Here is a 14844-nt window from a genome sequence, read left to right on the forward strand (position 1 = left end):
CTTGATCGGGATGGAGCAAGACTCAATGAAGCTATACGTGGATCATCAATGCACGTCGCCCTTTGCCATGTGCGCGTTCGTAGCGCTCAAGGAGTGCCGGTTCGATTTCGACCTGCACTACCTCGACCTTTCCCAGGGCGATCACCAGCGACCGCCATTCACCGGGATCTCGCTCACCCACCGCGTGCCGACGCTGGTGGATGGGGCGTTTTCGCTGGCTGAATCGTCCGCCATCGCCGAGTACCTGAACGACATTGCGCCGCAGGCCCGGCTGTTTCCGGTTGACGTTCAAGCCCGAGCCCAAGCCCGGCAAGTCCAGGCCTGGCTGAGAAGCGACTTCTTCAACCTGCGCGGCAACCGGCCCACCGAGACCATCTTCATCGCACCGTCAAAGGAACCGCTGGGGCCATTGGCGGTGGCCGATGCCCGGCGACTGGTCGAGACCTTGTCCCATAGCCTGCGGGACGGCAAGGCGTTTCTTTTCAACGAGTGGTGCATCGCCGACGTCGACGCCGCCGGCATGTTGAACAGGCTCATCTACAACGGCGATCCGGTTCCCCAGACGTTGAAGGATTATGCGCTGCGGGCCTGGGATCGCGAGAGTGTCCATCATTGGCTGGATCTCGACCGACAGGGCAATACGACTTCCTCCGGGCGCTGAACCGGATGGCCAGGGGCGTCGATGCCCCCTCAACGCAAGAGTTGGAAAATGGAACTATTCAATACCCTGGGAAGGACCGTCGTCCCCTTCACGCCGATCGTTGAAAACCAGGTAGGCCTGTATGCCTGCGGCCCCACGGTCTACCACTATGCGCACATCGGGAACATGCGCACGTACATCTTCGAAGATGTGCTGGCCAAGACCCTGCGTCATCGCGGCTGGACGGTCAAGCACGTCATGAACATCACCGATGTCGGGCACCTGCAATCCGACGCCGACGCCGGCGACGACAAATTGATGGTGGGTGCCGCTCGCGAGAACAAGACCCCTTGGCAGATTGCTCAATTCTACGAGGACGCCTTTTTTCGCCACTGCGGCCTGTTGAATATCACCCGCCCGGACGTGGTGTGCCGGGCGACGCAGCATATCCCCGAAATCATCGCGCTGATCGAACGCCTGCTGGAAAAAGGCGTGGCCTATGCAAGCGCCGGGAATGTCTATTTCAGTGTGGAAAAATTCCCGGCCTATCACGAACTCGGGCAACTGGTGCTGGACGAGCAACGCGCCACCGAACGCGTCAGTCACGACCCGTTGAAGCGCTCGCAAGCGGACTTCGCCTTATGGTTTTCGACCTCGAAGTTTCCGGGCCAGATCATGAAGTGGGAATCTCCCTGGGGCCTGGGATTTCCCGGCTGGCACATCGAGTGCTCGGCCATGGCCAGCAAGTACCTGGGTGACAGGATCGATATCCATTGCGGCGGTATCGATCATATCAACGTCCACCATTCCAACGAGATCGCGCAATCGGAATGCTGCTTTGGTCACCGTTGGGTCAATTACTGGTTCCACTGCGAGTTCCTCAATGTGGAGACAGAGAAAATGTCCAAGTCCAGCGGGGAATTCCTCACGGTGGACTCGCTGGTGGACAAAGGCTACGACCCCTGCGCGTTCCGCTTGCTGGTGCTGGGCTCGCATTATCGCAGCGCCCTGGCTTTTTCATGGGAAGCACTGGATGACGTAGCCACGGCCTTGCAGAAAGCTCGGCGACGGATCAGCAGCGCCCTGGAAAACAGCGGCCCTGTCGGCGAGGCTTTTTCGGCCACGCATGCCGCTTCCTATCGAAGGTTCTTCGCTGCGCTGGAAAAGGACCTGCACACGCCCAGCGCCATGGCTGAGTTCTGGTGGGTGATCAAGTCCAGTGAGCTGACTGAATCGGAACGCATCGACCTGCTGCGCAGTTTCAACGCAGTGCTGGACATCGGTTTGTTCGACGCCCAGGCCACCCGCCTGACATCGGAACAAAGCCAATTGATCGCCGCGCGTAACGTGGCCCGTAACGAAAGGAACTGGGCGGAATCGGATCGGATCAGGGACTTGCTGCTGGCCCAGGGCATCAGCCTCAGCGACTTGAAAGCCTGAACAGCCTCAGTCGCCATCACGAAGGATCGACATGTTGGATATCGAGCGTATCAGGCAACAGTTTCCGGTGTTCTCCCTGGCCTCGGCGCGTGACAGCGTGTTTCTCGACAGCGCCGCCGGCACCCAGATGTGCAAGCGTGCCCTTGCGGCCAGCGTCGAGGCCGCGATTGAACACAACGCCAACCTGGGCGGCCATTTCTCGACATCGGTCATGGCACAAGACGCCATCGACCAAGCTCGGTGCGCAGCCGCCGCACTGGTCAATGCCCACTGTGCCGAGGAAATCGTGTTCGGCCAGAACATGACGACGCTGACGTTCCATCTCTCACGTTGCCTGGGGCGAAGCCTTGGCAAAGGTGATGAGATTGTCCTGACCCAGTCCGACCATGAAGCCAATATTTCGCCCTGGCTCGAATTAGCCAAAGACCTGGAACTGAACGTTCGCTGGCTGCCGTTCGATCCCCTTGCCTACGGTTTCAGCATTGCCGACATGGACTCGATCATCACGGATCGGACCAAGGTCGTCGCGTTGAGCTATGCGAACAACGTCACCGGCACGATCAATGATGTCGCCGCGGTGGCCGCCCTGGCCAGGCGCAAAGGCGCGGTGGTCTATGTCGATGCGGTTCAGTTCGCGCCCCATGGGGTGATCGATGTGCAGGCCCTGCAGTGTGACTTCCTGGTGTGTTCCTCGCACAAACTCCACGGCCCCCATCACGCGATCCTCTGGGGCCGCCTGGCCTTGCTCGAGAGGCTCATGCCCTACAAACCCCGGCCCACGGCCGATAAACCACCCTATAAATTCGAAACCGGGAGCAAGAGCCGCGAGGCCATCGCCGGAATCCTCGGTGCCATCGAACACCTGGCCTGGATCGGGCGCGAGTTTGGTGCGTGCGGCGAGCAGACGGGCAAGCGGCAGCAGATTGTCGCGGGGATGCACGCCATCATCGAATACGAGCAACGGCTGGTGCAGTCAGCCCTGGAGGGGTTGGGCAGCTTCAAAGGCGTTCATATCCACGGCTACCACGCAGCCCAGGCACGGGAACGCCGGGTGCCGACCGTGGCCTTTACCCTGGCGTCGACACCCAGCGAGATGATTTCCCGGTACATGGCCGAACAAGGCATTCGTCTCTGGCATGGTCATCACTTCAGCCCGCAGACCGTTCGGGCCCTGGGTGTTGACGAGCATGACGGCGTGGCCAGGATCAGCCTGGCGCATTACACCTCTCAAGACGACGTTCAACGTTTCCTGTCGGCCATGGATGACCTCGTTCGAATGCGGCGCTGAGCAAGCGCCCGGCCAGCCGGGGGGCCCGTATCAGCAATCGCAGCGCACAGCCTGGTCCGCCACTCGCTCCACCAGGCCGGTCAGGCGAAACCCTTCATCGAGCCAGCCCATGACGCCGCCGATCATTTCCTTGACCGGGTAACCCAAGGTCGCCAGGCGAACCGCCGCCTTGTTCGCCCCGTTGCAATGCGGGCCGGCGCAATACACCACGAACAGCGTGGCCTTGGGGTACGCCGCCAAAGCCTGGGCGGTGAGCGTGCGGGTCGGCAGGTTGATCGCCCCGGGCACATGCCCGCGCTCGTAGGCCGACGGTCCGCGGACGTCCACCAGGACAAAGTCGAGCTCGCCGGCCTGCTGGCTGGCGTGGACGTCGGAACAATCGGTTTCGAACGACAGGCGCCGGCGGAAATGCTCCAGGGCGATATCGGACGGGGCGGCAGGCACTTCGCGAACCAGGCTAGTCATCGTGTGTACTCCAAGGTGATGAGGGCATGGACAGACTTTATCCGCCCCTGGGTTACCGCTACAGTGGCGCATACGACACTCTCTGGGAATTTTCCGACAAATGCAGCCTACCTCCGGCCTAGTCGCGATCCTTGCCTACGACGGCTTGTGCACCTTCGAATTCGGCGTCGCCGTCGAGATTTTCGGGCTGGAACGTCCCGAGTTCGAGTTTCCCTGGTACGTGCACCGGATCGTCGCGGTGGATGACGGCCCGATGCGTGCCATGGGCGGCTTCCAGATCCTGGCCGATGGCGGCATGGAACTGCTCGACACGGCCCGGACCATTGTCGTGCCCGGTTGGCGCAGCCGCAGCGAACCGCCGTCCGAAGCGTTGCTGGAGGCGCTGCGCCGGGCCCACGCCCGTGGCGCGCGGCTGCTGTCGATCTGTTCGGGGGCGTTCGTCCTGGCGGCGGCCGGGCTGCTCGATGGACTCGGCGCCACCACTCACTGGCGCTACACCGACGAACTGGCCGAGCGCTTCCCCGCCATCCGGGTGGACCCGGACGTGTTGTACGTGGATTCCGGCCAGGTCATCACCTCGGCCGGCAGCGCCGCCGGCATCGATGCCTGCCTGCACTTGGTGGCGCGGGACTATGGCGTCCAGGTCGCCAACACGGTGGCGCGGCGCTTGGTGATGTCACCGCAAAGGACCGGCGGACAGGCGCAGTTCATTCCTTCGCCGGTCAGTCGCACGCCTCGCAGCGACCTGTCGAGCGTCATGCAATGGGCCCGCGAGCGCCTGCACGAACCCCTCGGCGTGCGCGAACTGGCCAGCCAGGCGGCCATGAGCGAACGCACCTTCCTGCGCCATTTCACCCAGGCTTGCGGCGTGTCGCCCAAGGCCTGGCTGCAACACGAACGCCTGGCCCGCGCCCGCGAGCTGCTGGAAAGCACCGAAGACAACACCGACAACATCGCCCAGTTGTGTGGCTACCGTTCGGTGGAAAGCTTTCGCGTGGCGTTTCGCAGCGTGGTCGGGTTGGCGCCTTCGGTGTATCGGGAGCGGTTTGGGCGGGGGTGAATGCAGTGGATTAGCAATAGCGCCCGCACAAACAATGGACAGCTTCAGGGCTTGCGCAACAAGTAAGTATCCATGATCCAGCCATGCGCCTTGCGCGCGGCCTTGCGGGTGCGCTCGATGTCGTCGGCCACGTCCCCCAGCCGCCCCTGGATCAGGATTTCATCCGGCGTCCCGACATAAGCGCCCCAGTAGACCTGCGTATCCGGATCGCTCACCTGGCGATACGCGTCCTCGGCATCGAGCATCACCACCACGCTGGCGGCGTCGCTCACCTGCCCCGCCGCCAGGCGCCGCCCGGTGGTGATCTCCAGCGCGCCGCCAATGCTGTTCAGCGGCACGCGATGGCGAGCCGCAAGGGCCTGGACACTGCTGATGCCGGGGATCACTTCGAACTCGAAGGCACAACGGCCCGCGTCGAGGATCGACTGCAGGATGCGCACCGTGCTGTCGTACAGCGAAGGGTCGCCCCACACCAGAAAGCCACCGCACTGCCCGTCGGACAACTCATCATTGATCAGCCGTTCGAAGGTGGCCTGTTTCGCGCGGTTGAGGTCTTCGACGCTGGTCGGATAGTCCACCTCGCCACGCTGGCGCTCGGGACTGTCGGCGGTGACGAAGCGGTATGGGTGATCGACGATGTAGCGCCGGCAGATCTCATGGCGCAAATCCAGCAGTGTGCCCTTGGCCGGGCCCTTGTCCATGAGAAAGAACACGTCCACTCGGTTCAGGGCTTTGACGGCCTGCATGGTCAGGTGATCCGGATCGCCGGCACCGATGCCGATGACCAATAGCTGCTTCATGCTGACGTCTCCTGGCCAGGGCCCTGCGTGCGCCATCGCCAGACGCCATTGAAGCGCAACTCGACGGCGGACAGTGGTTCGATGTCGATCCGGTTGAAGGCGGCGCTACAGCCCAGGACATGGACCAGCGCCGCGCGAATCACAAAGGGATGAGTGACGGCCAGCACGTGCCCTGGCCGGGTTTCCAGGTTCGCCAGCCAGTCGCCGACCCGGCGGCACAAAGCGGCGACGGACTCACCGCCGTGGGGTGCCGCCTCAGGGTCGTCGAGCCAGGCTTGCACTGCGCGCGGCTCGTCCTTGAACAGCTCGTCGATGGACCGCCCGCGCCAGTTGCCCAAGTCGCAATCGGCCAGGGCCTCGGTCACCTCAGGCTCGAGGCCGAACAACGCGGCGGTCTGGCGCGCGCGCAACTCCGGTGCGCACAGCAGGTGCCGAACGTGGCGGTAGTCATCGCCGACGCTGCGACGCTGTGCCAGCCAATCGGCGTCCAGCGGCTCATCCAGGCCGAAACGCGCGTGTTTCTGGGCGACGGTCCGGGCATGGCAAATCAGGGTCAGGCGAGTGGCTTGCACGCAGGAACTCCCACACATTCAAAAGCGGTTCATCGCCGGCATATTCAGGCTTTTACTTGTACAGCACCTTATACGAAATCAAATAACCGAGACAAAATGGCGTTATTTCTTACACAACAAAAAGCATTGGCTGACATACCGAGTCACTTCGACCAAAGCCATGTCCTACGGCGCTTTCGGACCCTACCCGGTCATTTTAAACGGGACGTAAAAAGCGCTGGACATGTAGCACCAGCTACATAAATACTATTTTCAGGAGTTATGAAAGAAATCCAACACCCATCCCGGCAAGGAGCACGGATGCCGCCTCTCAGAGACCTGATCACCGATCCCGGCCTGGTGTTGACGCCGTCGGAACGCAAGGTCGTACGCGCCCTGCTCGACCACTACCCACGCAATGGCCTGGGGCCGATGTCGCGCCTGGCGGACCACGCTGGTGTCAGCGACCCGACCATCGTGCGGCTGGTGAAAAAGCTCGGCTTTGGTGGCTATGCCGAATTCCAGGAGGCGTTGCTCAGTGACATGGATCACCGCCTGCGCTCCCCGCGCACGCTGTTGCAACCGCGGGCAAAATCGCAGCAGGGCGATACCTGGAGCCACTACCTGGCGGTCAGCCAACGCAACCTCAGCGACACCCAGGCCCTGACCCAACCCGAAGACGTGCGCATCCTGGTGCAGTGGCTGCTCGACAGCCGCCATCAGGTGCATTGCTTCGGCGGGCGCTTCAGCAGTTTCCTCGCCCACTACCTGCTCAACCACCTGCGCCTGCTGCGCGCCGGCTGTTTTGCCCTGGAGGACAACGCCCAACTGCCTGATCGCTTGTTCGACGTCCAGCGCCAGGACCTGGTGCTGATCTTCGATTACCGGCGCTACCAGGCCCAGGCCCTGCGAGTGGCGAGCGCGGCCAAGGAACGGCATGCCCGGGTCGTGCTGTTCAGCGACGTCTACGCTTCGCCCTTGCGCGAGCTGGCCGACCTGATCATCAGTGCCCCGGTCGAGTCAGTCTCGGCGTTCGACAGCCTGGTCCCGGCGCTGGCCCAGGTCGAGGCCCTGGTCGCCTGCCTGACGCTGCAATGCCCCGATCTGGCCGAACGCCTGGACGGCATCGACGCCTTGCGCTCGGCATTCAACACGCACCTGTTGGAGGAAAAATAAGGATGTTCTCGCTCCCCCACCGTTCGCCCCGGGACCTGCCGTTCACCCGCGACCACACGGCCTTGCTGCTGGTGGACATGCAACGCGCCTGGCTGGAAGTGCAGTTCGATGCCCACCTCGCCAGCCCCGAGGCCGAGTACTTCATCCGCCGCGCCCGCCAACAGGTGATCCCCAACCAGCAACGCTTGCTCGCCGCGATGCGGGCGGCGCGGCACAACGTGCTGCACACCCACATCGAAAGCCTCACCGCCGATGGCCGCGACCGTTCCCTGGATCACAAGCTGTCGGACATGCACCTGCCCAAGGGCAGCCCCGAGGCGCAGATCATCGCCGAGCTTGCCCCGCAGGAAAACGAGATCGTGCTGCCGAAGACGTCCTCCGGGGTCTTCAATTCCACCAACATCGACTACGTGCTGCGTAACCTGGAAACCCGCCACCTGATCGTCGCCGGCATCGTCACTGACCAATGCGTCGACATGGCGGTCCGCGACGCCGCCGACCGCGGTTACCTGGTCACGCTGGTGGAAGATGCCTGCGCCACGTACACCGAACAGCGCCACCTGGCCTGCCTGAACGCGATCAAGGGTTATTGCTGGATCACCGACACCGCCACCGTGCTCGCTCGCTTGCAGGAGATGCAGCCATGAGCCGCCCCGATACGGCGCCACGCCTGTTACCGCTGCCCCTGACGACACTGGTGAGCACCGACCTGATCGGCGTGACCCGCGGGCGTTCGCTGCCCAGCGACGAACTGGCCCACTACGTCAGCGCCGGCTGTGGCTGGGTGCCGGCCAACAGTGCGTTGACACCCCAGGACATCATCGCGTCAAGCAACCCTTGGGGCGCCCATGGCGACCTGCGGCTGATACCGGACCTGTCCAGCCGGGTGACCGTCGACAATGGCCCCGACAGCGCCGCGCCGGCCCTGGACTTCATCCACTGCGACGTGCGCGAGACCGACGGCCGGCCCTGGGGCGCCTGCCCGCGCACGCTGCTGCAGAACGAAGTGGAGCGTTACCGCACCGGACTGGGGATGCAGGTTTTCGCCGCGTTCGAACATGAGTTCAACCTGAGCGCCACGCCCGCCCTGCCTGATCGCCTGGCCTTCAGCCTCCAGGCCCAGCGCCAGCAGGCCGGGTTCGCCGGCTGGCTGCTCAGTGCGCTGCGGGCCGGCGGTGTCGAACCGGAGATGTTCCTGCCCGAATACGGCAAGCACCAGTACGAGATCACCTGCCGCCCGACCCTCGGGGTGGCCGCTGCCGATCGCGCGGTGAACGTGCGGGAAATCAGCCGGGAGATCGCCCGGCAGATGGGCCTGGACCTGAGTTTCGCGCCCAAGACTGGGGAACACGCCATTTGCAACGGCGTGCACCTGCACCTGAGCCTGCAGGACTTGAGCGGCGACCCGATGCTGCACGACGACGCAAGCGCCAACGGCCTGTCCAGCCTCGGCCAGCACTGGGCCGCTGGCGTGCTGCACTATCTGCCGGCGCTGTGCGCCCTGACCGCGCCGACCCCGGTGTCCTACGAACGCCTGCAACCCCATCACTGGAGCGCCTCCTATGCCTGCCTGGGACAGCGCAACCGCGAGGCGGCATTGCGCATCTGCCCCACGGTGAGCCTGGGGGGCAAGTCGGTGGCGAGCCAGTACAACCTGGAGTTCCGCGCCATGGACGCCACCGCCTCACCACACCTGGCGATGGCCGCCGTGTTGATCGCCGGACGACTGGGCATCGAACAGCGCCTGCCGCTGAACGCGGTGACCGATGAAATACCCGATGAGCTGGATGAAGCACAGCGGCGCGAACGTGGCATTATCGCCCTGCCAACGACCCTGGCCCAGGCACTGGATTGCCTGCGTCACAGCGGGGCGCTGCTTCAAGCCCTGCCCCGCCCGCTGGTCGAAACCTATTTCGCCTTGAAGGCCCAGGAGCTGGCCTTGACCGAGGCGCTGTCACCTGCCGAGCGTTGTGAGCACTATGCGCGAATCTATTGAGTGTGCCGAGTCGGGGCTCTATACCGAGCCGGCCTACCGGTTGCTGCGGGAAGACTCCGAACACCCGCTGGTGCTGGTGTGCGAACACGCCAGCCGCTTCATTCCCCCGGCCCTGAACGACCTGGGCCTGGATGAAACCGCCTCCCACGAACACATCGCCTGGGACATCGGTGCCCTGGCCCTGGCCGAACGCTTGTCCGAGACCCTCGGCGCGACGCTGCTGTCGGCCCGCTATTCGCGCCTGCTGATCGACCTGAACCGCCCGCTGCACGTGGCCGACAGCATCCCGCCACAAAGCGAGATCTACCAGGTTCCGGGTAACCAGTCCCTCGACGACGCCACCCGCGCCTACCGCCAGCAGTGCCTGTTCCATCCGTTCCACGATTGCTTGCGCGCGCTGATCGACCGCCGCCTGGCCGACAACCGCCCCGTGCGGGTGGTGGGCATTCACAGTTTCACCCCGGTGTTCTACGGCCAGCCACGCGCATTGGAAGCGGGCGTACTGTTCGGTGAAGCCCGGGACTATGCCCAGCGCATCGTCGACGGGCTGACCCGCCATTCCCTGCGGGCGGCCGGTAACCAACCCTACAAGATCAACCCGTTGACCGACATGACGGTTCCGGTGCACGGCGATGGACGCGGCCTGGATTCGGTGTTGATCGAGGTGCGCAACGACTTGCTGCGCAGCCCCGAAGCGGTACGCACCTGGAGTGCATACCTGGCCCCGCTGCTCTAGGCACAGCGGCAAGCCAGCACAACCTACACAGCTGAAAAGGAGAACGGCTCATGAGTATCGAGGCATTTGGCTACAAACAGGAGTTGAAACGCAGCCTGTCACTCACCGACCTGGTGGTGTACGGGATGATCTTCATGATCCCCATCGCGCCGTTCGGCGTGTATGGCTACGTGAACGCCGAGGCGCCGGGGATGGTGCCGCTGGCGTACATCATCGGCATGGTGGCGATGCTGTTCACCGCGTTGAGCTACGGGAGCATGGCCAGGGCCTTTCCGGTAGCCGGCTCGGTCTATTCCTACGCGCAAAGGGGTCTCAACCCACACGTCGGCTTCATCGCCGGCTGGCTGATGTTGCTGGACTACCTGCTGATCCCGCCGCTGCTGTACGTGTACGCGGCGATGGCGCTGAATCATTTGTACCCGCAGATCCCCAAGGTCGGTTTCATCCTCGCGTTCCTGCTCAGCGCGACCTTCGTCAACCTGCGGGGCATTACCTTCACCGCGCGGATGAACATCCTGTTCCTGCTGGCCCAACTGGTGGTGCTGGGGATCTTCCTGTCGTATGCCTGGACAGCCCTGCACGGTGGCGCCGGCAACGGCCAATTGACCCTGGCGCCGCTGTACAGCCCCGAACACTTCAACTTCGCCCTGCTGATGCAGGCCGTGTCCATCGCGGTGTTGTCGTTCCTGGGCTTCGACGCCATTTCCACCCTGGCCGAGGAAATCAAGCACGAGCCGGGCCGCAGCATCGGCAAGGCGGCGCTGGTGACCCTGCTGGTGATGGGGGTGATCTTCGTGGTGCAGACCTGGATCGCCACCGACCTGGCGGCCGGCATGGGCTTCAAGTCCGCCGACACCGCGTTCTATGAAATCGCCGAGCTGGCGGCCGGCAGTTGGCTGGCCACCTTGACCGCTGTCGCCACGGCCCTGGCCTGGGGCGTCGCAGTGGCGATCACCTCGCAGGCGGCGGTATCGCGCCTGCTGTTCGGCATGGCCCGGGACGGCCAGTTGCCCAAAGTGTTGGCCAAGGTTCATCCAAGGCACAACACCCCGTACGTGAGCATCTACCTGGTCGCGCTGCTGTCGCTGCTGATCTGCTACCTGTTCATCGACGCCGTGGACACCCTCACCTCCCTGGTCAATTTCGGCGCCCTGAGTGGCTTCATGTTGCTGCACATCACCGTGATCAACCACTACTGGAGACGCCAGCGCTCGGGCCAGTTCATCCGTCACCTGGTCTGCCCGCTGGTGGGCTTCGCGATCGTCGCGGCCATCATGTACAACATGGGCGTCGGGGCGCAGAAACTCGGCCTGATCTGGATTGCCGCCGGCGTGATCTACCTGTGTGCGTTGAACCGATTCGGCGGACGCACCACCCTGCCCGACCCGACCGGCCAATGAGGGGCGGCGGTCGAAGGGTTCGACCGCCGGTGATGACAATGCGTGGACATCGACAGTGATCGTCAAGCCCGGTGCCAGGCACCGGGCCCTCTGGAACAGGAGTGCAATCCATGCTGGCTTTACGTCCAGTGCAACTTAGCGATCTGCCGCAACTGCAGCAGTTGGCCCGGGACAGCCTGGTGGGCGTCACGTCGCTGCCAGACGACACCGAGCGCCTGCGGGAGAAAATCCTCGCCTCGTGCGCCTCGTTGGAGGCCGATGTGCAGAAGGCCGGCGGGGAGAGTTATTTTTTCGTCCTGCAAGACCTCGATGACGGGCGCCTGGTCGGCTGCTCGGAAGTGCTCGCCAACACCGGTTGCAACGAACCGTTCTACAGTTTGCGCAACCGGCCGTTTTCCAGCGAATCCCGGGAGTTGAACATCCAGCACGGGGTCCCGGCACTGTCGCTGTGCCAGGACCTCAATGGCCAGACGCTGCTGCGCAGCTTTCACATCGATGCCGAGCGCGTGCGTACACCGGCCTCGGAGCTGTTGTCCCGGGCCCGGCTGATGTTCATCGCCGCCCATCCCCAGCGCTTTGCCGAAGGCGTGATCACCGAAATCGTCGGTTTCAGCGAAGACGGCCAGTCGCCGTTCTGGGACGCCATCGGCCAGCACTTCTTCGACCTGCCCTACGTCGAAGCCGAACGCCTGTGTGGTTTGCAAAGCCGCACCTTCCTCGCCGAGCTGATGCCGCAATACCCGATCTACGTGCCGATGCTGCCGCCCGCGGCCCAGGCGTGTATCGGCCGGGTCCATCCCGACGGCCAGGACGCTTTCGACATCCTGGCGCGCGAGGGCTTCGAAACCAACAACTACGTGGACCTCTTCGACGGCGGACCGACACTGCATGCGCGCATCGCGAACATCCGCTCCATCACCCAGAGCCGGCTCGCCATCGCCAGCCATAGCCCGCAGATCGACGCCAGGGGCCGGTACCTGGTGAGCAACGAAGGGCTCGGCAACTACCGCGCCGTCGTCGCCGAACTGGATGTGAACCCGCAAGGCCCGGTGGCCCTGTCGCCGGACCTGCTGGCTGCCCTGGGCGTCGCGCCAGGCGACCCGATCCGGGTGGTGACCCTATGAACCTCCCGCATCGGCACCGGAACCGACACGACGAAGGAGCAGCATCATGATTGTCCGCCCGGTCGCCCTCACCGACCTGCCTGCGCTGCTGGACCTGGCCCGTTGCGCGGGCCCCGGCTTCACCAGCCTGCCGGCCAACGAAGAGCGCCTGGCCCATCGCGTGCGCTGGGCCCAGCGCACCTTTGCCGGGCAAGTGGAACGCGCCGACGCTGATTACCTGTTCGTGCTCGAAGACGATGACCACCAGGTGGTGGGCATCAGCGCCCTGACCGGCGCGGTGGGACTGCGCGAGCCCTGGTACAACTACCGGGTCGGGGTGACCGTCGGTTCGGCACCGGAACTGGGCATCCAGCGACAGATCCCGACGCTGTTCCTGAACAACGAGATGACCGGGCAATCGGAAATCTGCTCGTTGTTCCTGCACCCCGAACAACGTCATGGCCACAATGGGCGCCTGTTGTCCCTGGCACGGTTGCTGTTCGTGGCCGAGTTTTCCCAGCTGTTCGGGGAAAAACTGATCGCCGAGCTGCGTGGCCATGCCGACGAACAGGGCTGCTCGCCGTTCTGGGACAGCCTGGGACGGCACTTTTTCCGCAGGGACTTCAGCTATGCAGACCAGTTGTCCGGCATGGGCAACAAATCGTTCATCGCCGAGCTGATGCCACGCCAACCGCTGTACACCTGCCTGCTCACCGAACAGGCCCAGGCGGTGATCGGCAAGGCCCATCCAAACAGCGAGCCGGCCATGCGGATTCTCAATGCCGAAGGCTTCAGCCATAAGGGCTACATCGACATTTTCGACGCAGGCCCCGTGATCGAAGCGCCGGTGGCGAAGATCCGCACCGTGCGCGACAGCCAGTCGCTGACCCTGGCCGTGGGCGCACCGGACGAACAGTCGCCGGTGTGGCTGATCCATAACCGACGCCTGGAAAACTGCCGTGTCACCAGCGCCCGGGCCCACCAGCACGGCCACAGCCTGCTCGTCGACCGTCTCACCGCCAAGCGCCTGCAAGTGCAACCCGGCGACACCGTGCGCGCCGTGGCACTCCTCAAGCAGGGGCAACAGGCAGTGGCGGCGTAGCCTCGCCGCCTACTCGACAATGCACCGCAGGCATGGCCCATGCGCATTCGTCATCATCTTTATACCTGCCACGTGATAGCCTTTGATTCTTTCGGCGTTGACACTTTTGCTCAAGCCGTTCCATTCCAATGGTGGAACTCACATGTCCAGGCTTTCCCATCAAGATTTACGCCGCAACTTTCGTCAACTGCTGGCTTCCCAGACCTGCTACCACACCGCGTCGGTGTTTGATCCGATGTCGGCTCGGATCGCCGCCGACCTGGGCTTTGAAGTAGGGATCCTGGGCGGCTCGGTCGCGTCGTTGCAAGTGTTGGGCGCGCCGGACTTTGCCTTGATCACCCTCAGCGAGTTCGCCGAACAGGCCACCCGTATCGGTCGCGTGGCGCAACTGCCGGTAATCGCCGACGCCGACCATGGCTATGGCAACGCCTTGAACGTGATGCGCACCATCATCGAGCTGGAGCGCGCCGGCGTGGCGGCGCTGACCATCGAGGACACCTTGCTGCCGGCCCAGTTTGGCCGCAAGTCCACCGACCTGATCAGCGTGGCCGAAGGCGTCGGCAAGATTCGCGCGGCGCTGGAAGCCCGGGTCGACCCGGAAATGGCGATCATTGCCCGGACCAATGCCGGGATCCTGCCGGTCCAGGAAATCATCAGCCGGACCCAGCAATACGAACGAGCCGGGGCGGACGGGATCTGCATGGTGGGCGTGCAAGACTTCGAGCACCTGGAAAAGATCAGCGAGAACCTGACCGTGCCGTTGATGCTCGTCACCTACGGCAACCCGCTGCTGCGCGACGACAAGCGCCTGGCCGAACTGGGCGTGCGCGTCACCATCGACGGCCACGGCGCCTACTTCGCCGCGATCAAGGCCACCTACGACAGCCTGCGCGAACAACGCCAGATCTTCACCCAGGCCTCGGACCTCAGCGCCACTGAACTGACCCACACCTACACCCAGCCCGAGGAATACATCCGCTGGGCCGAAGAGTACATGAGCGTCAAGGAGTAGTCCTGGAGCCGCCATCGCGAGCAAGCTCGCTCCCACAGGGGATCTGGGTGGCCGCGATATCGGTGACCGCCATAT

Annotated in this window: 15 protein-coding genes; 12 read left to right on the top strand and 3 right to left on the bottom strand. The window is 63.9% G+C overall.

Annotated elements, in window-relative coordinates; genetic code table 11:
- The first annotated feature begins 10 nt into the window (after positions 1-10).
- From VM99_25395 to VM99_25405, 3 genes are read left to right on the top strand one after another with little or no spacing between them, the layout of a single operon-like run.
- Positions 11-661, top strand: coding sequence for a hypothetical protein (locus tag VM99_25395; protein ID AKK01233.1), 651 nt, complete (start codon positions 11-13; stop codon positions 659-661).
- A 48-nt stretch (positions 662-709) separates the two neighbouring features.
- Positions 710-2080, top strand: coding sequence for a cysteine--tRNA ligase (cysS, locus tag VM99_25400; GenBank protein AKK01234.1), 1371 nt, complete (start codon positions 710-712; stop codon positions 2078-2080).
- Between the two features lie 31 nt (positions 2081-2111).
- On the top strand, positions 2112-3368 hold the full coding sequence (locus VM99_25405) for an aminotransferase (protein AKK01235.1): 1257 nt from the start codon (positions 2112-2114) through the stop codon (positions 3366-3368).
- Positions 3369-3398: 30 nt separating this feature from the next.
- Here the strand turns inward: VM99_25405 and VM99_25410 are convergent, their stop codons facing one another.
- Entirely contained in the window at positions 3399-3833 is a 435-nt protein-coding gene (locus VM99_25410) for a rhodanese (GenBank protein AKK01236.1), read from the bottom strand.
- Positions 3834-3933: 100 nt separating this feature from the next.
- Between VM99_25410 and VM99_25415 the strand changes: the two genes are divergently transcribed.
- Positions 3934-4893 carry a transcriptional regulator gene (locus VM99_25415; GenBank protein ID AKK01237.1) on the top strand — a complete coding sequence of 320 codons (960 nt, stop codon included), beginning with the start codon at positions 3934-3936 and terminating at the stop codon, positions 4891-4893.
- Between the two features lie 44 nt (positions 4894-4937).
- On the opposite strand, the gene VM99_25420 is transcribed toward VM99_25415, so the two are convergent.
- A complete protein-coding gene (locus VM99_25420; GenBank protein ID AKK01238.1) occupies positions 4938-5693 on the bottom strand; it encodes a precorrin 6A synthase in 756 nt (251 codons plus the stop codon).
- Entirely contained in the window at positions 5690-6265 is a 576-nt protein-coding gene (locus VM99_25425; GenBank protein ID AKK01239.1) for a phosphoglycerate mutase, read from the bottom strand. Before VM99_25425 ends, VM99_25420 begins: the two co-directional genes overlap by 4 nt.
- A gap of 300 nt (positions 6266-6565) precedes the next feature.
- Here VM99_25425 and VM99_25430 point away from each other — a divergent pair, with 300 nt between their 5' ends.
- The 8 genes from VM99_25430 to VM99_25465 all read left to right on the top strand — a co-directional run bounded on the left by VM99_25430 (position 6566) and on the right by VM99_25465 (position 14769).
- Positions 6566-7420, top strand: coding sequence for an RpiR family transcriptional regulator (locus VM99_25430; GenBank protein AKK01240.1), 855 nt, complete (start codon positions 6566-6568; stop codon positions 7418-7420).
- Between the two features lie 2 nt (positions 7421-7422).
- The gene (locus VM99_25435; protein ID AKK01241.1) at positions 7423-8067 is read left to right on the top strand and encodes an isochorismatase; all 645 of its coding nucleotides are present in this window, start codon (positions 7423-7425) and stop codon (positions 8065-8067) included.
- The gene (locus VM99_25440; GenBank protein ID AKK01242.1) at positions 8064-9416 is read left to right on the top strand and encodes a glutamine synthetase; all 1353 of its coding nucleotides are present in this window, start codon (positions 8064-8066) and stop codon (positions 9414-9416) included. The genes VM99_25435 and VM99_25440 overlap by 4 nt, the downstream gene beginning before the upstream one ends.
- On the top strand, positions 9400-10152 hold the full coding sequence (locus VM99_25445; GenBank protein ID AKK01243.1) for an N-formylglutamate amidohydrolase: 753 nt from the start codon (positions 9400-9402) through the stop codon (positions 10150-10152). The genes VM99_25440 and VM99_25445 overlap by 17 nt, the downstream gene beginning before the upstream one ends.
- A gap of 50 nt (positions 10153-10202) precedes the next feature.
- On the top strand, positions 10203-11552 hold the full coding sequence (locus VM99_25450; GenBank protein AKK01244.1) for a porin: 1350 nt from the start codon (positions 10203-10205) through the stop codon (positions 11550-11552).
- Between the two features lie 110 nt (positions 11553-11662).
- Entirely contained in the window at positions 11663-12676 is a 1014-nt protein-coding gene (locus tag VM99_25455; protein ID AKK01245.1) for an arginine N-succinyltransferase, read from the top strand.
- 46 nt (positions 12677-12722) lie between these two features.
- The gene (locus tag VM99_25460) at positions 12723-13757 is read left to right on the top strand and encodes an arginine N-succinyltransferase (GenBank protein ID AKK01246.1); all 1035 of its coding nucleotides are present in this window, start codon (positions 12723-12725) and stop codon (positions 13755-13757) included.
- Between the two features lie 142 nt (positions 13758-13899).
- A complete protein-coding gene (locus tag VM99_25465) occupies positions 13900-14769 on the top strand; it encodes an oxaloacetate decarboxylase (protein ID AKK01247.1) in 870 nt (289 codons plus the stop codon).
- Positions 14770-14844: the final 75 nt, after the last annotated feature.

The organism is Pseudomonas chlororaphis, from assembly GCA_001023535.1.
GTDB lineage: Bacteria > Pseudomonadota > Gammaproteobacteria > Pseudomonadales > Pseudomonadaceae > Aquipseudomonas > Aquipseudomonas chlororaphis_E.